This is a genomic window from Luteibacter jiangsuensis, assembly GCF_030812295.1.
Taxonomy (GTDB): Bacteria; Pseudomonadota; Gammaproteobacteria; order Xanthomonadales; family Rhodanobacteraceae; genus Luteibacter; species Luteibacter jiangsuensis_A.
Genome location: NZ_JAUSSK010000004.1, coordinates 35,561 through 55,721 on the forward strand (window position 1 = coordinate 35,561; position 20,161 = coordinate 55,721).

Genomic DNA, 20,161 nt, shown 5'->3' on the forward strand with positions numbered 1-20,161 from the left:
GTCAGGTGGTCACATCGATGTGAGGTGGAATCCAGGCGTTCCCGACGAAATGGGGGTGCGAGTGATTGGCGACGGTAAAGATGAGCGCCAGATCACGCCATTCGTAGTTGTCGACCAGATGCGTGTCCGTGCTGACGAGAGCCGTCGAGATGGAGTACGTACCTGGACCGAGGTTCATGGGGAAACGCGCGACGTAGCGGACCGCCTGCCCGGTCCTGGCGTCTTCGACGACTTGCTTGGTGTGGTGCGTGTTGGTACCGAAGATGGACTGTCCCAGACGGTCCTTGATCAGGTAGCCGAAGACAAGCCTGGGAATGTCAGCGTTGATCTTGACCTCGACCCGCAACTCCACCGGCTGCCCGACGTCGATGTACTCGACCGGATCGCCCTGCTCGGAGTACAAGCGGATCGAAGCGACAACGGCCTCGAGCGTGCCACTCGTTGTCTGTAGCTGCCCACCTTCCAGGCGCTCGACCTTCATAGTGCTGTTTTCGCGCTCGGCGATCAGCGCGTTGTACGCGTCCATGACTTCGACAGGATCGCCGTCTTTCAATACCCGGCCTGCCTGCAGAAGGATCGCCCTGTCACAGAGACTCTGGATGGCGCCGCTGTCGTGCGACACAATCATCAGGCTCGTCCCGCGTTCGCGAAACTCCTTGATCCGTTTGAAACACTTGTGCTGGAAGTACGAGTCGCCGACCGAAAGTGCCTCGTCCACAATGAGGATATCGGGGCGAAATGCAGTCGCCACGCTGAACGCCACGCGCATCTGCATGCCGCTGGAGTAAGTGCGAACGTATTCGTCAAAATAGGCACCGATCTCAGCGAATGCTTCGATCTCGGGCATGGCGCGGTCAATTTGCTCACGTGTGAAGCCCATGAGTCCGGCGGCATGGTAAACGTTCTGCCGCCCCGTGAGATCCGGGCTGAACCCCATGCCAAGTTCGAGGATGGCGGCAATTCGTCCGTTAACGGATACCGACCCTTCGCTCGGCATGAGGGTACGTGTGATGAGCTTGAGCAGGGTGCTCTTGCCCGCACCGTTCTGCCCGACGATTCCGATCGCCTCACCCCTGCCGACAGCGAAGGAGATGTCGCGGATGACCCAGTGCTCGGCCTTGGGCGTCACCTGTGCGCCGAACCAGGATGCGAACCGCTTGAACTCGCTTCCGTAGTCGCGAAATGCCTTGCCGAGCGCCTTTACTTCCAGAACCGGATCCATCATAGGACATCGACCATTTCCGGCGCCGCCTTGCGAAACATCATGAATGCCAGAGCCAACAGCACGAGTGAGCCCAGAGCGGTCCAGCCAAGGGCGACAATATCCGGGGTGCGATTGAACAGCATGACGTCCTGGAAGCCACCAACGATGTAATAGAGCGGGTTCAGCTCGATGATCCGGCCGAAGCCATGCGGAAGGATACTGGGCATATAAACGATAGGCGTGATCCAGAACCAGAGCTGGAGGACAACGGCCATCACCTGACCGACGTCACGCACGAACACGTTTATCACCCCGAGAAGCAGCCCCAGACCTAGCGAGAAAGCCACGTTCACCGCTACCAGCAAGGGCAACCAACCCAGCGCGGATGTCGGGAAGTGACCCACGAGCGCGAAGATCGCCACCGTCGCGGCGAACAGTAGGAGATTGCTGACCAACGCCGTGCCGACCGCGATGAAAGGCAAGCAAATCCTCGGGAAGAAAATCTTCTTCATAAGATTGCCGTTGTCGACGAACAATGTCAGCGAACGCTGTACAACCTCGACGAATAGCGACCAGGCAAGCATGCCCGCCATGAGATAGATGGAGTACGCGTATTGATTGGTCACGCCGGGAAGCTTCGCGCCCATGACACGAGAAAGCACCAGCGAGTAGATAGCCACCTGGGCCAACGGCTGAAGCACCATCCAGGCTGCACCGAGGCGACTACGCGCGAACCTCGCCTTCAGGTCATTCTTGACCGACGACAGGATGAAATGGCGATAACGCCAGGCTGAGCGCAGAAGCTCACTCATTCATGACACCTCAACGCGCTAGCGCGTGTGTGAGCTCGGACCGCAGATCTTCCACATCCTCCACACCCACCGACAACCGGATCAACCCGTCGCTGATCCCCAGCCGCTTGCGCGTCGCCGGCGGAATCGACGCATGGGTCATGACACCCGGATGCTCGATCAGGCTCTCCACACCGCCGAGCGACTCGGCCAGCGCAAAGATCTCGCAGCGCTCGAGCATCTTCCGGGCGGCCCGGATGCCCCCCTTCACCTCTGCCGAGATGATTCCGCCGAAGCCATCCATCTGGCGACGCGCCAAGGCGTGCTGCGGATGCGACTTCAGACCCGGATAGATCACCCGCTCGATGGCCGGGTGCTTTTCCAGCCAGCGGGCGATATCCACGGCGGATTCGCAGTGCGCCTTCATGCGCAGGTGCAGGGTCTTCAGGCCACGCATCGCCAGGAACGAGTCGAACGGCCCCGCGACCGCGCCGACGGAGTTCTGCAGGAAGCCCATGCGTTCGGCCATCTCGTCGTTGGCGGCGACCACGATGCCGCCAACCATGTCCGAATGACCGTTGAGATATTTGGTGGCCGAATGCAGCACCAGGTCCGCGCCGTACTCGATCGGGCGCTGGAGCATCGGTGAGCAGAAGGTATTGTCCACGACCAGGATCAAGCCATGCTTCTTCGCGAAAGCGGAAAGCTTGGCCAGGTCGACCAGCTTGAGCATGGGATTGGTCGGCGTTTCCGCCCAGATCATCCGCGTGTTCGGCTTCAGCGCGGCCTTGAGAGCGGTGGCGTCATTCAAGTCGACGAAGCTGAAATCCAGGCCGGCGGAGCGGCGGCGGACGCGCTCAAACAGACGATAGGTACCGCCGTAGAGATCATCCATGGCGATGACATGGTCGCCGGAATCGAGCAGGTCCAGCACCGTGGAGGCGCCACCTAGGCCGGAACCGAAGGCGAAACCGGCAACACCACCTTCAAGGTCGGCCACGCAGCGCTCGTAGGCCATCCGCGTGGGGTTCTGGGTACGCGAGTACTCGTAGCCCTGATGCTTGCCCGGGCTGGATTGCACATAGGTGGACGTCGCATAGATCGGCGTCATGATGGCCCCGGTCGACGGATCGGGATGCTGGCCGGCGTGAATCGCCCGCGTGCCGAGACCCAGTGCTTGCGCCGCTTTCTTGGAAGCCATTGATCTACCTAAAATAATTGTTTCCGAGCGCGCACTATGCGCCACGGTAAAGCGGCCCATATTACCGTCTTGACGGTTTCTCGGCTGCGAAGTCTGAAGTGACGTTCATCTACTGGATGTGCAGGAGACGGAGGCGCCGGGATCGCCCATAATCGCCGGCATCGCCCGCGGGACCTCGCCCAGGGCCACGCCAAGGTCGTTCATGTCCACATTCCTGGTCACCGGCGGCGCCGGGTTCATAGGTGGTAACTTCGTCCACCGAGCGGTGGCTGCGGGCCATCGCGTCATCAACCTGGACAAGCTGACCTACGCAGGCAACTTGGCAACGCTCACGAGCTTGCGCGATCATCCCAGCCATCGCTTCGTGCGCGGTGACATCGGCGATCATGCACTTGTTTCGGCGTTGCTGGCCGAACACCGGCCGGATGCCGTGGTGAATTTCGCAGCCGAATCGCATGTGGACCGTTCGATCGACCATCCGGCCGCCTTTATCGAGACCAATGTCACGGCGACACTGACTTTGCTGGAAGTCACCCGGAATCACTGGCGGGGCCTTCCCGCGGCCGAGGGAGCGGCGTTTCGCTTCCTCCACGTGTCCACCGACGAGGTCTATGGATCGTTGGGCCCCGAGGGTCGCTTCACCGAGAGCACCCCCTACGCCCCGAACTCTCCCTACTCCGCATCCAAGGCAGCCTCGGACCATCTCGTTCGCGCCTTCCACCATACCTATGGCCTGCCGACGCTGACGACGAACTGCTCGAATAATTACGGGCCGTACCAGTTCCCTGAGAAGTTGATACCGCTGGTGATCCAGAAGGCGCTGGCCGGCGAGGAGCTTCCTGTCTACGGCGACGGCATGAACGTGCGTGACTGGCTCTTCGTCGAGGACCACTGCGACGCCATCGCCATGGTGCTGGAAAAGGGTGTGCGGGGCGAGACGTACAACATCGGTGGCGACAGTGAACAAACCAATATCGCTGTCGTGAGGACGATCTGCGCGCTGCTCGACGAGCGCCTACCAGCCAAGTCTCCTCGTGAATCACTCATCCGTTTCGTCAGGGACCGGCCAGGCCATGACCGGCGCTACGCCATCGACGCAGGCAAGATCCAGCGCGAATTAGGCTGGACACCATGCAACGATTTCGGCTCCGGCCTGGCACATACGGTGGATTGGTACCTCGCCAACCAGGCATGGGTGGCAGGCATCCTCGATGGTAGTTACCGGATGGAACGGCTAGGACAATGACGAAGCGAAAGGGAATCATCCTTGCCGGTGGGTCAGGCACCCGGCTGTATCCGATCACCCAGGGGGTTAGCAAGCAGTTGCTCCCGGTGTACGACAAGCCGATGGTCTACTACCCCTTGGGCACGTTGATGCTGGCGGGCATCCGCGAGATCCTGGTCATCAACACGCCCCACGAGCAGGCGATGTTCCAGCGCCTGCTGGGTGACGGATCTCAATGGGGCATCTCTATCAGCTATGCCGTGCAGCCCAGCCCGGAAGGCCTGGCCCAGGCCTTCCTGATTGGTCGTGATTTCCTGGGAGGAGCTCCGAGCTGCCTCGTGCTAGGCGACAACATCTTCTACGGCGAAGGCCTGATCGACCGGATGCGCCGTGCCGACGCGCGCGATGAGGGTGCCACCGTTTTCGGTTATTGGGTGCGGGATCCCCAACGGTACGGCGTCGCCACGATCGGACCCGACGGCAAGGTCCAGGACATCGAGGAGAAGCCTGTCGAACCCAAATCCAACTACGCCGTGACCGGCCTGTACTTCTACGACGGGCACGCGGCGGATTATGCAGCCGAACTCACGCCTTCCGTCCGCGGTGAGTTGGAGATCACCGATCTCAATCGTCGCTATCTTCGGCAAGACCAGCTCCATCTCGAGCAACTCGGCCGGGGTCACGCGTGGCTCGACACCGGTACCCACGAGTCGTTGATGGAAGCCGGCAACTACATCCAGACCATCGAGAACCGGCAGGGCCTGAAGATCTGCTGCCCCGAAGAAATCGCCTTCGTCAACGGCTGGATCGACCGTGCGCAGCTGGTGCGCCTTGCCGAGCCATTGTCCAAGGTCGGTTATGGCCAGTATCTTCTCCGCCTCGCCGAGCAGGATGGACACGCGTGAAATGCATTGCCACGGAGCTTCCAGGTGTCGTCATCATCGAACCGACGGTGCACGGTGACGAACGGGGCTTCTTCTATGAAAGCTTCAACCAGGCGCGCTTCGCCGCCGCCGGAATCGATACCACCTTCGTGCAGACCAACGTTTCGCGATCGCAACGAGGAGTACTACGCGGATTGCATTACCAGTGGCCCAATCCACAGGGCAAGCTGGTGAGTGTCCTCGATGGCGAAGTCTACGACGTCGCTGTCGATATACGTCCGGATTCCCCGACGTTCAGCAAGTCTGTTGCCGTGATGCTTTCGGGTGAAAACAAGCGACACCTCTGGATAGCCCCAGGATTCGCTCACGGCTTCTGCGTAGTATCGGAGCAGGCGACGTTCACCTACCAGTGCACCAGTCTGTACGACCCGGCCGCGGATGCGGCGATCCGCTGGAACGATGCGCGCTTCGCCCTCGACTGGCCAATCTCCGATCCCCAACTTTCGCAGAAGGACCGCAAGGCACCCTTCTTCGACGAGGTGCCACGTGAGCGCCTCCCCGACTATGTGCCATGAAGATCCTCCTGCTCGGTGCCGACGGGCAATTAGGTGGATATCTGCGCGGCGCACTCGCCACCGCCGGCACCGTGCGTGCCTCGTCACGGCTGGCGAAAGATGAAGCACTGCGTTGCGATCTCGCCGACCTGGCGGCGGTCGACAGGCTCCTTCGCCGCGAACGTGCGGATCTGGTGGTGAATGCGGCCGCCTATACGGCGGTCGACCAGGCGGAGGGCGACGAACCCAGCGCCATGCTGATCAACGCGACGCTGCCTGCCGTCATCGGTGCCGTTACGTCCGAATGGAACGGCGCGGTGATCCATTACTCAACCGACTATGTCTTCGACGGAACTGCCCGCCACCCTTATAGCGAAGACGACGACACCGCCCCCCTCGGTGTCTACGGGCGCAGCAAGCTTGCCGGCGAACGCGCACTCGAGAAGGTGGATGTGGACCACCTCATACTGCGCACAGCCTGGGTGTACAGCCTGCATGGACGAAATTTTCTCACCACCATGCTGCGACTGGGCGTCGAGCGCAAGCAACTTGCCATCGTGAACGACCAGCACGGTACGCCAACGAGCGCCGGATTCCTGGCAACTGCGACTGCGCAAGTTGCGAGGAAATGGATGAAGGAATCCCAGTCGCGCCACAAGAAACGTGGCGTTTACCACCTGACCGCAACAGGTGAAACCACTTGGCACGGCTTCGCAAATGCCATCTTTGACGAGGCGGTCGCGTCGAGACGATTGCAAGAACCACCGACCGTCCTTCCCATTGATACCACCGGCTACCCCACGCCTGCGGAACGCCCTGCCTGGTCGGTGCTCGATACAACAAGGATCGCCACATCGTTCGGTGTGACGCCGCCGGACTGGCGCGACGATCTACACGTCATGATGAGCGGTGGCTACGAACCCAGCGCATCGGCATAACCGATGACCTTCGCCGGCGATCCCACGACGATCGCCCGGGGCGCCACATCGCGTGTCACGACCGCTCCCGCTCCAACCATCGCACGCTCTCCGATCTCCACCCCCGGAAGGATCGTCGCCCCACCGCCGATAGAGGCCCCCCGGCGAACATAAGTTTGAGGAAACGCTCCCGGATGCTCCCGCGACCGCGGAAACCGGTCATTGGTAAACGTCACATTCGGCCCGACAAAAACGTCATCCTCGAGCCGCAACCCATCCCACAACTGCACCCCACTCTTCACCGTCACCCTGTCACCGACGACCACATCGTTCTCGATAAAACAATGCGAGCAGATATTGCAGTCGTCGCCAATGGCGGCCCCCGGCAGGATCACGACGAACTGCCACACCCGCGTCCGCTCGCCGATGCGCAGCGACTGCACATCGGCGAGAGCATGGATGTACGGCTGGTCGCTCATTCCACCGTCACCGACTTCGCCAGGTTCCGCGGCTGATCCACATCGGTTCCACGCTGCACCGCCACGTGATACGCCAGCAACTGCATCGGCACGGTAAACACCGCCGGGGCGATCAGGTCCCCGCCACCGTCCACGCGCACGGTAGCGACATGAGCCGTTTCCGTGTCCATCTCGGCACGTTCATCGGCGAACACGATCAGCTCGCCACCACGCGCCCGCACTTCCTGCAGGTTGGACTTCAGTTTGTCCAGCAGCGGGCCGTTCGGCGCCACGGCGACGATCGGCATGTTCTCGTCCACGAGCGCCAGCGGGCCATGCTTCAACTCACCTGCCGGATAAGCCTCGGCGTGGATATAGGAGATCTCCTTGAGCTTCAGCGAACCTTCCAGGGCCACCGGATACTGCGCACCACGCCCCAGGAAAAGCGCGTGCTGCTTGTTGATGAAGTGGTCGGCGATCTTCAGGACTTCCGGCTCGCTCTTCAGCGCGTTCTCGATATAGCGCGGCAGCGACTGCAGTTCCTTGCAGTGGTCGAGGTAGCGGGCACCGTCCAGGCCACGGCGGCGGCCAAGGTCCAGCGCCAGCAGTGCGAAGGCGGCCAGCTGGGTGGTGAACGCCTTGGTCGAAGCCACGCCGATCTCGGGGCCCGCCCGGGTCATCAGGCGCAGGTCGGACTCGCGCACCACCGAGGATTCCGGCACGTTGCAGATGGCGAAGGTGGCGAGGTAGCCGCGTCGACGCGACTCGCGCATGGCGGCCAGCGTGTCGGCGGTTTCACCCGACTGCGACACGGCGACGAAGAGCGTGTTCTCCGGCACCACCACATCGCGGTAGCGGTATTCGCTGGCCACTTCGACCACGACCGGGATACGTGCCAGTTCCTCGATCCAGTATTTGGCGACCATGCCGGCGTGATAGCTGGTGCCGCAGGCGACGATGTGGATGCCACGGGTCTTGTCGAGAATGGGGTCGGCATCGATACCGAAGATGTTCGGCAGTACGCCGTGCGGGCCAATGCGGCCTTCCAGCGTATCGGCGACGGCGCGCGGCTGCTCGAAAATTTCCTTCTGCATGTAGTGGCGGTATTCGCCACGCTCGACGGAGTCGGCGCTGATCTCGCTTTCATGCGCGGTGCGGTCCACCCGCTGGCCATCGAGGTTGAACACCTCGACGGTGTCGCGGGTGATCTCGACGACGTCGTCCTCCTCGAGGTACATCATCCGGTTGGTGACCTTGATCAGCGCCTGCGCGTCTGAACCCAGGAAATGTTCGCCAATACCGATACCGACCAGCAAGGGACAGCCACGGCGTGCGCCAACGATGCGCTCGGGCTCATCGAGGCTCATCACGGCGATGGCATAGGCACCTTCCAGTTCGCGCACCGCGGCGGTCACCGCCTCGCGCAGCGACCTGCCCGCCTGCACGTGCTCGTCGATGACCGCACCCATCACCTCGGTGTCGGTTTCCGAATGGAAGGTGCGGCCCTTGGCCCTCAACGACTCGCGCAGCGAGGCATAGTTCTCGATGATGCCGTTGTGCACGATCGCGATGCGGCCCTGCACGTGTGGGTGTGCATTCTTCTCGCTCGGCACGCCGTGCGTCGCCCAACGTGTATGCGCGATACCCGTACCGCCCGGCACGGGGTCGGCATCATAGAGGGCCTCCATCTCGCGGACCTTGCCCTTGGCGCGGACCCGGCGGATCTCGCCGCCATCGGCGATGGCCATGCCCGCGGAATCGTAGCCACGGTATTCCAGGGCTTTCAGCCCGGCGATGAGAATGGGCGCGATGTCACGCTGCGCGACTGCGGCGACGATTCCACACATGACGCTTCCCCCTTCCTTAATTGACTTTGCGGCGCAGGTAATTGAGCAGGTCGATACGCGTGATGAGGCCGAGGAACTGCTCACCATCCATCACGATCGCGACATGCCCCTTCTCGAACACAGGCAGCAGCGCCTCGATCGGCGAGGTGACCTGGAGCATTTCCGGCGACGCGATCATCGCCGTCGACACCGGATCGCGGAACCTGGTTTCGTCCGCATGCACGTGCAGGAGCACATCGGATTCGTCCAGGATGCCGACAAGACGGTCGTCCTCCATCACTGGCAACTGCGATACGTCGTACAACTTCATGCGGTTGTAGGCGGTGATCAACATGTCGTCCGGCTTCACCACCACCGTGTCGCGCTGGGCATACGGACGCAGGATGAGATCGCGCAGGTCGCCGAAGCGCTCGCGCTCGAGGAAGCCGTTGTCGAGCATCCAGTAGTCGTTGTACATCTTCGACAGGTACTTGTTGCCAGTGTCGCAGACCAGGGTCACCACACGCTTCGGCGTGGTCTGTTCGCGGCACCACTTGAGCGCGGCGGCAAGTAGGGTACCCGTGGATGAACCACCCAGCACCCCCTCCTTCGCCAACAGCTCGCGCGCGGCGAGGAAGCTTTCCTTGTCGCTGATGGCATACGCCTTCTTCACCATCGAGAAATCGCTGATCGACGGGAGGAAATCTTCACCGATACCTTCCACCATCCAGCTGCCGGACTTCTCCGATAGCGTACCCTCGTTGATGTACTGGGCCAGGATCGAACCGACCGGGTCGGCGAGGACGATCTCGGTGTTCGGCGAATGCTCGCGCAGGTAGGCGGTGAGGCCGCTCATCGTGCCGGACGAACCACAACCGACCACGATGGCGTCGACCTTGCCATCGAGCTGTTCGAGGATTTCCGGGCCCGTGGTCTGCACGTGGGCCAGCGGGTTGTCCGGGTTGCCGAACTGATTGATGAAGTAGGCCCCGGGCGTTTCGCGGGCGATGCGCGCGGCCATGTCCTGGTAGTACTCGGGGTGGCCCTTGGCCACGTCCGACCGGGTAAGCACCACCTCGGCGCCCATCGCCTTGAGGTTGAAGATCTTCTCGCGGCTCATCTTGTCGGGGACGACCAGGATAAGGCGGTAGCCCTTTTGCTGTGCGACCAGCGCCAGACCGAGGCCGGTGTTGCCGGCAGTGCCTTCGACAAGGGTATCGCCCGGCTTGATCTTCCCGGCGCGTTCGGCGCCCTCGATCATGGACCGGCCGATGCGGTCTTTCACCGAACCGCCCGGATTGGCGCTCTCGAGCTTCAGGAACAGTTCGCAACAGCCCGTATCCAGGCGCTGGGCACGCACCATCGGGGTGCGACCGATCAGTTCGAGGACGCTGTCATGAACACTCATTGGGACTCCGTGGTTGATCCGGCGCGGCCCCTTCGACCTCGCCCTTTGGGCGCACATGATAAAGGGTGCCGCGCTGAACCGATGCCCGGCTTCACGGCCGATCCAAAACGATGTATGGGAAGACCACAAAAAAACGGGCACGTTCCCGTGCCCGTTCTCGTCCTGGACCGGATAACCGGTTCAGTGTCGTAATTTTTGCCAGCTTTCCCACATTCGCTGGAGTTTTTCCTTGGCCTGCAGCTTTTCCTTCTTGAGTCCCGCCAGGCTCTTGTCGTCGATGGGCAGACAGCCGATGTTGGCGTCGTGCAGCTTGGTATCGAGTTCCTGGTGGCGGTAGAAGAGACGACGGGTTTCGGCATCGGCGTGGATGAACTTCTCGACGTCGTCGCGCTGCTGGTTTTCGAACATAGCAATCTCCTCGCGGTGGGATCGGCCCGCGGCGCGGGCCGGTCGTGAGGGGAGACATGCGAGGCACTGTCCGCGCATCGGCGGAAGGGAGGATCGCGATGCGATGTGCCTGGTGAACGTACGCATGCTCCGGCAGGGCCGCCACGTGTTTTTCCCGTGACGGGAGTTCGAAGCTACTCCGCTCGCCAGGGGGGTGCAAGGGCGATTTTTCTGAATTTCCCGCAGAAAAAAAGTTGCCGCTGCAACGGTTTACGCGGCAGGCTTCCGGTCGGCTGGCGGGCCTGATGTACGGCCAGGGCTTGGGCTGGACGGTGCGGAGGTCTGGCCGCTATCGCGGGATCGCCGACAAGATCGGCTCCCACCGGGTTCCCACCAGGGCTCCATCAGAGGCTCCACTAGAGCATCCCGGCGGGGGGCATCAGGGATCATGCGAGGCTAGCCTTAGAGCTTCCGCCAGGATCTACAAGGGGCCCGTGGGGCCCCTCGAGAGTCGCCCCGCAATAACCTCAGTTGCCGCCCTTCTTGCTCTTCTTGGGCGTGCTCGTGGCCGGTGCGGAGGCGGGAGCGCCACCGTCGGACGAGTTGATGTCACGCATCGCCCGGGCGGCGGCCTCAGCCAGCGCGGCCTGCTTCTTGGCGGCGTTGGCGACCTTGGCCTGCGCGGCGGCCACCTGGCGGGCCTTCTCGCCTTCCGCCTTGGCCTGTTCCAGCGCCTGGGAATACTCCAGGCCCTGCTGCTGCAGGCGGGTGGCCTCTTCCTGGATCATCTGGTTCTGCATGCGCTGCTGCTCGAGCTGGCGGCGGGCCATCTCGGCGTCGAGCCGGCTGGCCTCGAGCAGGATGGCATCGTGCTCGCGGTCGAGTTGGGCGCTCTTGTTCTGGGCGTCCTGGTACTGGGCCATGGCCTTGGCGATGTCCACGCGGCGCTCGGCGATGTACCGGTAGTGGGCGTGTTCCTTGTCCTTGGGCTTGAACTGGGCCATCTGATTGATCGCCTCGCGGGCACGCGCCTGCTCCGCCTGGGCATAGCCGCCGAGGGTCGGATCGGACGAGAGCTGGTCGAGGCTGGAATTCAGGCGGCGCACGTCGAGGTCGTCGGTGGCGGCCATGGCGCCACCCGCCGAAACGGCAAGGACGAGCGCGGAAAGGAGGAGGGTCGAACGCTTCATCACTGGCCTCCCTGGTTGTCGTTCAGGGGCTGGGTCTGGCCGCCGGGCGGCGGCGGGGTGCTGTCCGTCGGCTCCGGCAGGACCGTCTCGGATTCATGCACGTTGCTGGGAATCGGCACCGTGTCGTTGGCGTGGTTGTCGATCATCTCCACGCGCATCCGTGAGTTTTCCTGGCTCTTGGCGGTGTTCTGCGCGCGGGCGGCGCCGAGACGAGCCTTGGCGCGAGCCAGCTCGCTGTCGGCACGGGACTCCTCGGCCAGCGCGGCCGCCTCGTCGTACTTGCGGCTGGCCATGGCCGCCTGGGCCTGGCGGAACTTGCTTTGCGCGTAATCGAGGTCGACCGGCGCATAATCGGCCGCCCCCGCATCGCGCGCGGCTTGAAGTTGGGCGAGGGCCTGGTTCATGGCGCCATCGGGCGGGGGCACGCTGGCACAGCCAGCGAGGGTGGCGATCGCCATGGCCAGGGCGGCCACGGCAAGGAGCCGGCGGCCCTGGGACAGGGCTTTCGACGGCAAGTTGTGCACCATCACTCGTTCCTCATACAGATTTGCGAGATATTGTCGATATACAGGTCAGTGAGACCGTCGTCTCGATTGTAATGCGAACGCCCGGGGGTTTAGGTGGATATCGGTTATTTCCTGAAGCTAATGGTGGACAAGGGCGCGTCGGACATGTTCCTGACGACCGGCGCCCCCGTGAACATCAAGGTGGAAGGCAAGCTTTACCCGCTCGGAAATACCGGCCTGCCGAGCGGCATGGTCAAGAAAATCGCCTACTCGTTGATGGACGAAGGCCAGGTGCCCCAGTTCGAGCGCGATCTCGAACTCAACATGGCCCTGGCCGTGAAGGAAGCCGGGCGCTTCCGCATCAACGTGTTCAAGCAGCGCGGCGAGATCGGCATGGTCATCCGTGCGATCAAGAGCGAGATCCCTTCACTGGAAGAGTTGCGCCTACCCACGATCTTCCGCGACCTCATCATGGAGCCGCGCGGCCTGATCCTGGTCGTGGGCGCCACCGGCTCGGGCAAGTCGACCACCCTGGCCGCCATGCTCGACCACCGCAACAGCAACAGCTCCGGCCACATCCTCACCATCGAGGACCCGATCGAGTACCTGCACCGGCACAAGCGCTCCATCGTGAACCAGCGTGAGGTGGGACTGGACACCCACAGCTATCACGAGGCGCTGAAGAACGCGATGCGCGAAGCGCCGGACGTGATCATGATCGGCGAGATCCGTGACACCGACACGATGGAGGCCGCCATCTCCTTCTCCGAGACCGGCCATCTGTGCCTGGCCACCCTGCACTCCAACAACGCCGACCAGACGCTGGAGCGCATCCTCAACTTCTTCCCGGAATCGGCGCACAAGAACGTGCTGATGAACCTCGCCCTGAACCTGCGTGCGGTGATCAGTCAGCGCCTGGTGATCGGCAAGGACGGCCGTCGCATGCCGGCCACCGAGGTGCTGCTCAACACCCCGCTGATCCGCGACATGATCCGCAGGGGCCAGATCCACGAGGTGAAGGACGCCATGGACCGGAGCCTGCAGGAGGGCATGCAGACCTTCGACCAGTCCCTCTACCGCCTGTACAAGGACGGCCAGATCACCCTCGACGAATGCCTCAACAAGGCCGATTCGCGCGACGGCCTGGCACTGAAGATCCGGCTGTCGGAAGGGGCGTCGGGTAACGAGTTCGCGTCGAGCGACCCGTACGGAATCGGCGTCTAGCCGCTCGATAGCGCTCAAGTGTGTCAGCCACTTGGTGTGGGAGCCGCTTCAGCGGCGATGGGGGCTTGCCGCCACTTGGCCCGCTGCCGCGGGATCGCCGCTGAAGCGGCTCCCACAGTGGCAATGGCACTCACACCAGTCGGTTCTCACACGTTTGGCGGTTCCCACATTTAACCTCAGAGGCGCCCCGTAACCCCAAAGTCAACGCGGTGCATCCGGCTGCGCCTCCGGCGCAGCCCGCTGAAACGCCTCCAATGCCTGGCATGCCTCCGCCACCCTCCGGATCGTCGGATACGGCGTCAGGTCCACTCCCCAGCGCACGGCGTTGTAGAACTGCGGCACAAGACAGGCATCGGCCAGGGTGGGCGTATCGCCATGGCTGTAGCGTCCCGCGGGACCCTGCGCGAGCAAGACCTCCAGCCCGTCGAATCCACGTGCGATCCAACGGCGCGACCACGCCTCCTTCGCCGCCGCATCGGCTCCGAACTCCGACTCGATGGTCTTGAGCACCCGCAGGTTGCCCAACGGGTGGATATCCGCCGCGACCGCTTGCATCAATTCGCGAACGCGCGCCCGGCCCGCCGCATAGGCCGGCATCAACGGCGGCGTGGGCCGTGTCTCGTCGAGGTACTCCATGATCGCCATCGACTGGCGTATGACGCGGTCGCCATCGAGCAGCGTGGGTAGTTGCGCCTGCGGGGACAGCGCGCGGTAGGCCGGTTTCAGATGCTCGCCGCCATCGTTGACCAGGTGGACGGGGCGCACTTCGTATTCGAGCCCCTTGAGGTTCAAGGCGATGCGTACGCGATAGACGGCGCTGGAGCGCCAATAGGTGTAGAGGACGAGGGACATGTGGCTTCCTTCTATGGCGTCGCGGATTCTAATGGCTGGCGGCGGGGAAGCCTTGCCGCGCCGCCGCGCGGATCGCCGACAAGGTCGGCTCCCACCGGGTTGCAGCCAACCTTTCATCGGAGCCGCGAAGCCTGGTGGGAGCCGACCCTGTCGGCGATCGGATTTGCCCCACCCCCCAGGGACGCGGACAATATCGGTTTTCCCCTCGACCCAGAGCTGGAGCCCACCGTGTCCGTCACCCGCATGCAAGACCTCGACCTGCGCGGCAAGCGCGTGCTGATCCGCGAAGACCTCAACGTCCCCGTGGAGAACGGCAGGATCACCTCCACGCAGCGCCTGGATGCCGCCCTGCCCACCATCGTCGCCGCGCGCGACGCCGGCGCGAAGGTCATGGTCATTTCCCATCTGGGTCGCCCGAAGGAGGGCGAGTTCGACGAAGCTTCCTCCCTGAAGCCCGTGGCCGAATGGCTGGGCAAGAAGCTCGGCAAGGACGTGCGCCTGGTCCGCGACTACCTCGACGGCGTCGACGTGGCCGACGGCGAGGTGGTGGTCCTCGAGAACTGCCGCATGAACGTCGGCGAAGGCAAGGACGACGAAACCCTGTCGAAGAAATATGCCGCCCTCTGCGACATCTTCGTCATGGACGCCTTCGGCACCGCGCACCGCGCACAGGCTTCCACGCACGGCGTGATCCGCTTCGCGCCGGTCGCTGCCGCCGGTCCGCTGCTGGCGAAGGAGCTCGACGCGCTGGGCAAGGCGCTCGAGAATCCCGACCACCCGCTGCTGGCGATCGTCGCCGGCTCGAAGGTATCGACCAAGCTCGAATTGCTGCAAAACCTCGTCGGCCGGGTCGACCAGTTGATCGTCGGCGGCGGCATCGCCAATACCTTCATCCTCGCCGCCGGCCACAAGGTGGGCAAGTCGCTGGTGGAGGCCGACCTGCTCGATACCGCGAAGAAGATCATGGCCGATGCCAAATCGCGCGGTGCCGAGGTCCCGGTACCGACGGACGTCGTCGTCGCCACGGAGTTCTCCGCTACCGCCAAGGCCACGGTGAAGGCCGTCGACCAGGTGGGCGACGACGAGATGATCCTCGACATCGGCCCCGACACGGCCAAGCGTTATGCCGAACTGATCGCCAAGGCTGGGACGGTCGTGTGGAACGGCCCGGTTGGTGTGTTCGAATTCGATGCCTTTGGCAAAGGCACCGAGACGCTGGCACGCGCCATCGCCGCGTCGAAGGCTTTCTCGATCGCAGGCGGTGGCGACACCCTGGCGGCAGTCGACAAATACGGTATCGAGGACGGCGTCTCCTATATCTCCACGGGCGGTGGCGCGTTCCTGGAATTTCTCGAAGGCAAGGAGCTGCCGGCAGTCGCGGCACTCCAGGCCCGCGCGGATAGCAAATAATGCTGGTCCTCTTCGACCTCGACGGCACCCTGATCGACTCGGAGATCGGCATTTTCGCCGGCGTTCGCCATTCACTGGCGAGCGTCGGGGCGGAGGCACCCGACGACACGATACTGCGTTCCTGGATCGGCCCGCCTTTGCGGGTCAGCTTTGGCGAAGTACTCGACGGTGACAGCATTCGCGTGGAAGCAGCGGTCGCCGCGTACTCCCAGCGTTTCCGCGAGATCGGCTGGTCCGAGCACACGGTCTACGACGGCGTCGCGGATACCATCGCAACCCTCGCCGGCGCGGGCCACCGCCTGGCGGTGGTGACGAGCAAGGTGCGTGCGCACGCGGAACCCATCCTCGCCCACCTCCCCTTCGGCCACCTCTTCGAACGCCTCTACGCTCCCGGCCCTGCCACGGCGCATAGCGAGAAGGCCGAGATGATCGCGGCGGCGCTGGCCGACTTCGGCCACCCCGCCGACGACACGATCATGGTCGGCGACCGACGCTTCGACATCGAAGGTGCGGTTGCCAATCGTGTGCGTGGTGTCGGCGTACTGTGGGGCTTTGGCGATCGTGACGAGCTGGAAAAGGCCGGCGCTTGGAGGATGATTCAAGCGCCTGCTGAAATCACACTTCTCGCTGACGCGCCGATCGCCAGCTGAACCAGATAAGACCTTGGACGGAACCGCCTCCATGTGGATGTCCGTCCGATGGCCAGGCAGCACGCACCGCGCAGGTCGGTCATGCGTCGGGCAACGGTCCTGCCGCTAGACGCATCGCAGCGACGAATGCCGGTAGCAGGACCCGATTGCCATACGCACTCACGTGATCGCCGTCGAAGAACAGGGGGTGCCCGTCGAGATAACCGTCGCACGTCGGCCCCGGCCGGCAAAGCAAGGGGAATGGGTCGAACACACTCGTTCCATGCACCTGTGCGGCAAGACGGTCGACGGCTTTCAACATAGGCTCCCTGAGCCGTTCAAATTCGGCGCGATCCACGGCGGTTCCATCCACACATAGGGGATTGGCGCGTGTCCACGCATCGGCACAGCGATAGGCTGGTGCGTTCAACAGCAAATTCGGAGCCTCTACGACGATGCGAGCATGGGTGGAACGGAGCCGATCGAGCATGGCGACGGCCACCTTCGACGCTGATTCACGGGCGGCTGCGGCCCGTTCACCGAAGATGCTATCGAGCACCTGGTCGCGCGGATAACGAACCCACTGGTCGACGAAACGCGGCATCCGCAATGACGGCAGGAAAATCACGTCACCGGGCTTCACACGGCGCAAGATGTCGCCGACCGCACTCTCCGTACTCACACGGCAGTGTACGCTGTCTTCACGGTCCGGTTGAAGACTCAGGAATGCGCAGCCACCGTTGTTATAGAGCGTCACGCGCGCTCCCGTCCGTTCGGCATAGGCATCGAACATCGACCCAAATGCCATCGCATGCGAATCGCCTATGACGAATACGTCGGGTGCGTTTACCGGCTCGGGGCAGGCAGACCGTACATAGCTGATACGAACGCCTTCACCAACGGTATCGACCCGAGGCTTGGGGACGCCGCATACAGCCACCGTGTCACGTTTGTTCTTTGAAGTCGGGTACCAGTCGGCCGCGTGCCTGGACACGGTGCTAAGGGACCATGCGCCCTGCTCTGCATCTATAAACCGGTGCAGCCTCATGCCCACGAACAAGATGGCGGCACCCAAGGCTACAACCTGCCAACGTGGCATCGTACGGATACGAGAGGAACTTCTCACGGGATTTTCGACGAAACGCCATGAGAGATACGCCAGCGCAAGCGCCAACGCGACAGCCGCCGTCATTTTCAGAGGTGTGTCGAGGCCGCATGTCCAGCGGAAAACGACTAGCACCGGCCAATGCCAGAGGTAGAGCGAATACGACATCGCACCCAGACGTCGCATCGGCGGCGAGGTCAGCAGCCGCGCTATCGACGACGACAGCGGCTGGCCGTGCAAGGCGGCTAATACAAGGGCCGTACCGAGTACGGGTGCGATGGCACCCGGCGCGGGGAAATTCGTCGCCGCCCCGGTGATGAATCCGTAAGCCATCAATGCACAGCCAGACACGGCGGCGACGGCTTTCACAGAGCTATATGGAGACGTCTCGGCGACATCGAAACGTCTGCCAGTCAGCGTCATGCCTTGATAAAGGACGACGCCGATGGCGAGTTCCCAGAATCGCGAGGGCAGTAGGTAAAATGCCGACAAAGCATCAGCATCGCGCAGATGCAATGCATATAAGAAGCTCGCCGCGCCAAGGACGACAAACATTCCGGTGACCAGGCGGCGCCAATACCCGCCGAAGGTCCACGTCCAGAACAGCAGCGGGAACAAAAGGTAAAACTGCTCCTCCACACCGAGCGACCATGTATGGGTGTACGGGTTGTACTCGGAAATGGGCGAAAAATAGCTGTTCGTGCCCCGCGCGAGAACGACGTTGCTGAGTCCGAAGAAAGCATAGCGTCCAGTCCGCTCGTTTCCCTCGCTCAGCCATGCGTCGGGAATCAGGAGCGCGCAAACCAGTGTCGTCACGAGCAGGCAGACGATCAATGCCGGTGCGATGCGCTGGAGTCGCCGTGCAATGAAGTAGAGGCCGAACGAACGAAAGGATGTTCGCTCGCGCGCGGCGAGTGAAGCGCTCACCACGAACCCAGAGATCACGAAAAACACATCGACACCGGCGAAACCACCGGGAAGCCAGTCCCCGTGAAGGTGGTAAATGACGACAGCGGCAACGGCGATGGCCCTCAAGCCATCGATGTAAGGGAGATAGGGATGTGGCGATCGAGCGACTGTCATCATGACGGGAGACGATTCCTAAGGAAGCGCGAGGGTAGCAAAGCTGCGCGATATCCGTCACCGGATTGCGGCAAGAGCCGCTATTTGCGACCTGCCCGACAACCTATCGTCTCCCGGAGACGCCAGATAGGCGCCATGCATCCATGGAGAAACCATGCGTAAGCTTCGCATCATGTGGGCCACCGTCGTCAGCATCACCCTCACAGTTGAGGTCGTGGCGGCAAATCATGTCGCGTCGACAAGCAACGGGCGAAACCTCGTGAACCCGGCCAGCCCGATCCAGGCTCGGTCCTGGTCGTCGCCTCTGGTGCCGGAAGTTATCAACACGAAGCGGGCGCCCCGGCGCGTCATCGGCATCCCTTTCACCGAACCGCGTCGCTATAGCGCTGCTGCCGAATGGGCCACACGGGCCGCCCTCTTCGCACTCATGGCAACAGACAAAATCTCTGGCGGCAGCCGCGACGACACGGGGGACATCGGCAAGCGTTCCCTGCCTCCTCCCGATCCATACGCTTCCCCTTTTGGGAGTTTCACCGGGAGCGTGCGTTAAGCAAGCATGCTTCCGCTTGTGACGTAGGTATCAGAGGGCCATCAGAAGGGTTCGCCGGCGTTCATATACCGAAAACAACGACATTCCTAATCGACACAGGACGTTATCGCCACTTGCCAGACAGCCCTACCGTGCTCATGTCCACCACAAAGGTGGATGCAACGCCAAGGGAGTACAAATCGATGTTGAAACGAATCCAAGCCGGCACATTCGCTTGCCTGTCGTTCGCCGCGCTGGCAGGCAGCGGCGAAGTGAGTGCGCGAATCCTCCTGCCGGGAGAAAACCTCGTTACCGGACAAGTCATGCATTCCGAGGACGGCCGCTATCTGGGCACCATGCAGCACGATGGCAACTTCGTCGTCTACAGCAACGATGGCTTGCAGAGGCCGATCTGGTCGACCAATACGACTGGCCGAGGCGCAGTGACCGCGATCATGCAATACGACGGCAACTTCGTGCTGTACGACGGTGTAGGCAGGGCTATCTGGTGGACCGGAAGTAATGGACGTGATCGCGTACTTGCCATCACCGAGTACGGGCAGGCCATGGTTCTGGCTCCCGGCCGAGTCGCGCGAAATACCCCCGGGCCGGGTACCACACTCTATAAGCAGCTCGGCTTCAAGCCGGTTTGGTCGGCGCGGGAATACGACCACGTCCCCGGCAGACTCGGCAACGGCCCTTACTGCGTTGGAGATCCACACGCCTGCCCAAAGAAGTTACACGGCGATCTAAACCAAGGTCCGTAAAGCACAGAGCC

General features: G+C 62.7%; 19 protein-coding genes and 1 pseudogene. 9 read left to right on the forward strand and 11 right to left on the reverse strand.

Features of this window, described 5'->3' with window-relative positions:
* Position 1: 1 nt before the first annotated feature.
* Genes J2T07_RS13990 through J2T07_RS14000 form a run of 3 tightly spaced genes read right to left on the reverse strand, consistent with a single transcriptional unit; the run spans position 2 to position 3,196 of the window.
* Complete coding sequence (locus J2T07_RS13990; protein ID WP_306850726.1) at positions 2–1,222, reverse strand: ABC transporter ATP-binding protein; 1,221 nt, start codon at positions 1,220–1,222, stop codon at positions 2–4.
* Positions 1,222–2,016 carry an ABC transporter permease gene (locus J2T07_RS13995; protein WP_306850727.1) on the reverse strand — a complete coding sequence of 265 codons (795 nt, stop codon included), beginning with the start codon at positions 2,014–2,016 and terminating at the stop codon, positions 1,222–1,224. Before J2T07_RS13995 ends, J2T07_RS13990 begins: the two co-directional genes overlap by 1 nt.
* 10 nt (positions 2,017–2,026) lie before the next feature.
* A complete protein-coding gene (locus tag J2T07_RS14000; protein ID WP_306851234.1) occupies positions 2,027–3,196 on the reverse strand; it encodes a trans-sulfuration enzyme family protein in 1,170 nt (389 codons plus the stop codon).
* A gap of 202 nt (positions 3,197–3,398) precedes the next feature.
* Between J2T07_RS14000 and rfbB the strand changes: the two genes are divergently transcribed.
* From rfbB to rfbD, 4 genes are read left to right on the forward strand one after another with little or no spacing between them, the layout of a single operon-like run.
* Positions 3,399–4,442: a dTDP-glucose 4,6-dehydratase gene (gene rfbB, locus J2T07_RS14005; RefSeq protein ID WP_306850728.1), complete on the forward strand. Its 1,044-nt coding sequence runs from the start codon at positions 3,399–3,401 to the stop codon at positions 4,440–4,442.
* On the forward strand, positions 4,439–5,326 hold the full coding sequence (gene rfbA, locus J2T07_RS14010; protein WP_306850729.1) for a glucose-1-phosphate thymidylyltransferase RfbA: 888 nt from the start codon (positions 4,439–4,441) through the stop codon (positions 5,324–5,326). Before rfbB ends, rfbA begins: the two co-directional genes overlap by 4 nt.
* A complete protein-coding gene (gene rfbC / locus J2T07_RS14015; protein WP_306850730.1) occupies positions 5,323–5,880 on the forward strand; it encodes a dTDP-4-dehydrorhamnose 3,5-epimerase in 558 nt (185 codons plus the stop codon). The genes rfbA and rfbC overlap by 4 nt, the downstream gene beginning before the upstream one ends.
* Positions 5,877–6,797 carry a dTDP-4-dehydrorhamnose reductase gene (gene rfbD, locus J2T07_RS14020; RefSeq protein WP_306850731.1) on the forward strand — a complete coding sequence of 307 codons (921 nt, stop codon included), beginning with the start codon at positions 5,877–5,879 and terminating at the stop codon, positions 6,795–6,797. Before rfbC ends, rfbD begins: the two co-directional genes overlap by 4 nt.
* On the opposite strand, the pseudogene J2T07_RS14025 reads toward rfbD, so the two are convergent.
* From J2T07_RS14025 to J2T07_RS14050, 6 genes and pseudogenes are all read right to left on the reverse strand, one after another.
* Positions 6,794–7,255 (reverse strand): annotated as a pseudogene (locus tag J2T07_RS14025) (acyltransferase); the annotation flags it as partial. The gene rfbD and the pseudogene J2T07_RS14025 overlap by 4 nt on opposite strands.
* Positions 7,252–9,081, reverse strand: coding sequence for a glutamine--fructose-6-phosphate transaminase (isomerizing) (gene glmS / locus J2T07_RS14030; protein ID WP_306850732.1), 1,830 nt, complete (start codon positions 9,079–9,081; stop codon positions 7,252–7,254). The pseudogene J2T07_RS14025 and the gene glmS, both read right to left, overlap by 4 nt.
* 16 nt (positions 9,082–9,097) lie before the next feature.
* Positions 9,098–10,468 (reverse strand): pyridoxal-phosphate dependent enzyme, encoded by a 1,371-nt coding sequence (locus tag J2T07_RS14035; protein WP_306850733.1) that lies wholly within the window; start codon positions 10,466–10,468, stop codon positions 9,098–9,100.
* A gap of 180 nt (positions 10,469–10,648) precedes the next feature.
* Positions 10,649–10,876 (reverse strand): YdcH family protein, encoded by a 228-nt coding sequence (locus J2T07_RS14040; RefSeq protein WP_306850734.1) that lies wholly within the window; start codon positions 10,874–10,876, stop codon positions 10,649–10,651.
* A gap of 506 nt (positions 10,877–11,382) precedes the next feature.
* Positions 11,383–12,045 carry a DUF4398 domain-containing protein gene (locus J2T07_RS14045; RefSeq protein WP_306850735.1) on the reverse strand — a complete coding sequence of 221 codons (663 nt, stop codon included), beginning with the start codon at positions 12,043–12,045 and terminating at the stop codon, positions 11,383–11,385.
* Positions 12,045–12,572 (reverse strand): DUF4398 domain-containing protein, encoded by a 528-nt coding sequence (locus J2T07_RS14050; protein WP_306850736.1) that lies wholly within the window; start codon positions 12,570–12,572, stop codon positions 12,045–12,047. Before J2T07_RS14050 ends, J2T07_RS14045 begins: the two co-directional genes overlap by 1 nt.
* A 120-nt stretch (positions 12,573–12,692) precedes the next feature.
* On the opposite strand from J2T07_RS14050, the gene J2T07_RS14055 reads away from it, so the two are divergent.
* Positions 12,693–13,775: a PilT/PilU family type 4a pilus ATPase gene (locus J2T07_RS14055; RefSeq protein WP_430539369.1), complete on the forward strand. Its 1,083-nt coding sequence runs from the start codon at positions 12,693–12,695 to the stop codon at positions 13,773–13,775.
* A gap of 201 nt (positions 13,776–13,976) precedes the next feature.
* On the opposite strand, the gene maiA is transcribed toward J2T07_RS14055, so the two are convergent.
* Positions 13,977–14,627, reverse strand: coding sequence for a maleylacetoacetate isomerase (maiA, locus tag J2T07_RS14060; protein ID WP_306850738.1), 651 nt, complete (start codon positions 14,625–14,627; stop codon positions 13,977–13,979).
* 228 nt (positions 14,628–14,855) lie between these two features.
* On the opposite strand from maiA, the gene J2T07_RS14065 reads away from it, so the two are divergent.
* The gene (locus J2T07_RS14065) at positions 14,856–16,037 is read left to right on the forward strand and encodes a phosphoglycerate kinase (protein ID WP_306850739.1); all 1,182 of its coding nucleotides are present in this window, start codon (positions 14,856–14,858) and stop codon (positions 16,035–16,037) included.
* Positions 16,037–16,687 (forward strand): HAD hydrolase-like protein, encoded by a 651-nt coding sequence (locus J2T07_RS14070; protein WP_306850740.1) that lies wholly within the window; start codon positions 16,037–16,039, stop codon positions 16,685–16,687. Before J2T07_RS14065 ends, J2T07_RS14070 begins: the two co-directional genes overlap by 1 nt.
* Positions 16,688–16,766: 79 nt before the next feature.
* Here J2T07_RS14070 and J2T07_RS14075 read toward each other — a convergent pair whose 3' ends face one another.
* Positions 16,767–18,857: an acyltransferase family protein gene (locus J2T07_RS14075; RefSeq protein ID WP_306850741.1), complete on the reverse strand. Its 2,091-nt coding sequence runs from the start codon at positions 18,855–18,857 to the stop codon at positions 16,767–16,769.
* 151 nt (positions 18,858–19,008) lie between these two features.
* Here J2T07_RS14075 and J2T07_RS14080 point away from each other — a divergent pair, with 151 nt between their 5' ends.
* Both J2T07_RS14080 and J2T07_RS14085 read left to right on the forward strand, forming a co-directional pair.
* Positions 19,009–19,404, forward strand: coding sequence for a hypothetical protein (locus J2T07_RS14080; RefSeq protein ID WP_306850742.1), 396 nt, complete (start codon positions 19,009–19,011; stop codon positions 19,402–19,404).
* Between the two features lie 182 nt (positions 19,405–19,586).
* Entirely contained in the window at positions 19,587–20,150 is a 564-nt protein-coding gene (locus J2T07_RS14085; RefSeq protein WP_306850743.1) for a hypothetical protein, read from the forward strand.
* Positions 20,151–20,161 lie beyond the last annotated feature (11 nt).

Coding starts and splice junctions, on each gene's coding strand:
- J2T07_RS13990 (WP_306850726.1), bottom strand. CDS start 1,222: ATGGATCCGGTTCTGGAAGTAAAGGCGCTCGGCAAGGCATTTCGCGAC.
- J2T07_RS13995 (WP_306850727.1), bottom strand. CDS start 2,016: ATGAGTGAGCTTCTGCGCTCAGCCTGGCGTTATCGCCATTTCATCCTG.
- J2T07_RS14000 (WP_306851234.1), bottom strand. CDS start 3,196: ATGGCTTCCAAGAAAGCGGCGCAAGCACTGGGTCTCGGCACGCGGGCG.
- rfbB (WP_306850728.1), top strand. CDS start 3,399: ATGTCCACATTCCTGGTCACCGGCGGCGCCGGGTTCATAGGTGGTAAC.
- rfbA (WP_306850729.1), top strand. CDS start 4,439: ATGACGAAGCGAAAGGGAATCATCCTTGCCGGTGGGTCAGGCACCCGG.
- rfbD (WP_306850731.1), top strand. CDS start 5,877: ATGAAGATCCTCCTGCTCGGTGCCGACGGGCAATTAGGTGGATATCTG.
- glmS (WP_306850732.1), bottom strand. CDS start 9,081: ATGTGTGGAATCGTCGCCGCAGTCGCGCAGCGTGACATCGCGCCCATT.
- J2T07_RS14035 (WP_306850733.1), bottom strand. CDS start 10,468: ATGAGTGTTCATGACAGCGTCCTCGAACTGATCGGTCGCACCCCGATG.
- J2T07_RS14040 (WP_306850734.1), bottom strand. CDS start 10,876: ATGTTCGAAAACCAGCAGCGCGACGACGTCGAGAAGTTCATCCACGCC.
- J2T07_RS14045 (WP_306850735.1), bottom strand. CDS start 12,045: ATGAAGCGTTCGACCCTCCTCCTTTCCGCGCTCGTCCTTGCCGTTTCG.
- J2T07_RS14050 (WP_306850736.1), bottom strand. CDS start 12,572: ATGGTGCACAACTTGCCGTCGAAAGCCCTGTCCCAGGGCCGCCGGCTC.
- J2T07_RS14055 (WP_430539369.1), top strand. CDS start 12,693: ATGGTGGACAAGGGCGCGTCGGACATGTTCCTGACGACCGGCGCCCCC.
- maiA (WP_306850738.1), bottom strand. CDS start 14,627: ATGTCCCTCGTCCTCTACACCTATTGGCGCTCCAGCGCCGTCTATCGC.
- J2T07_RS14070 (WP_306850740.1), top strand. CDS start 16,037: ATGCTGGTCCTCTTCGACCTCGACGGCACCCTGATCGACTCGGAGATC.
- J2T07_RS14075 (WP_306850741.1), bottom strand. CDS start 18,857: ATGATGACAGTCGCTCGATCGCCACATCCCTATCTCCCTTACATCGAT.
- J2T07_RS14080 (WP_306850742.1), top strand. CDS start 19,009: ATGCGTAAGCTTCGCATCATGTGGGCCACCGTCGTCAGCATCACCCTC.
- J2T07_RS14085 (WP_306850743.1), top strand. CDS start 19,587: ATGTTGAAACGAATCCAAGCCGGCACATTCGCTTGCCTGTCGTTCGCC.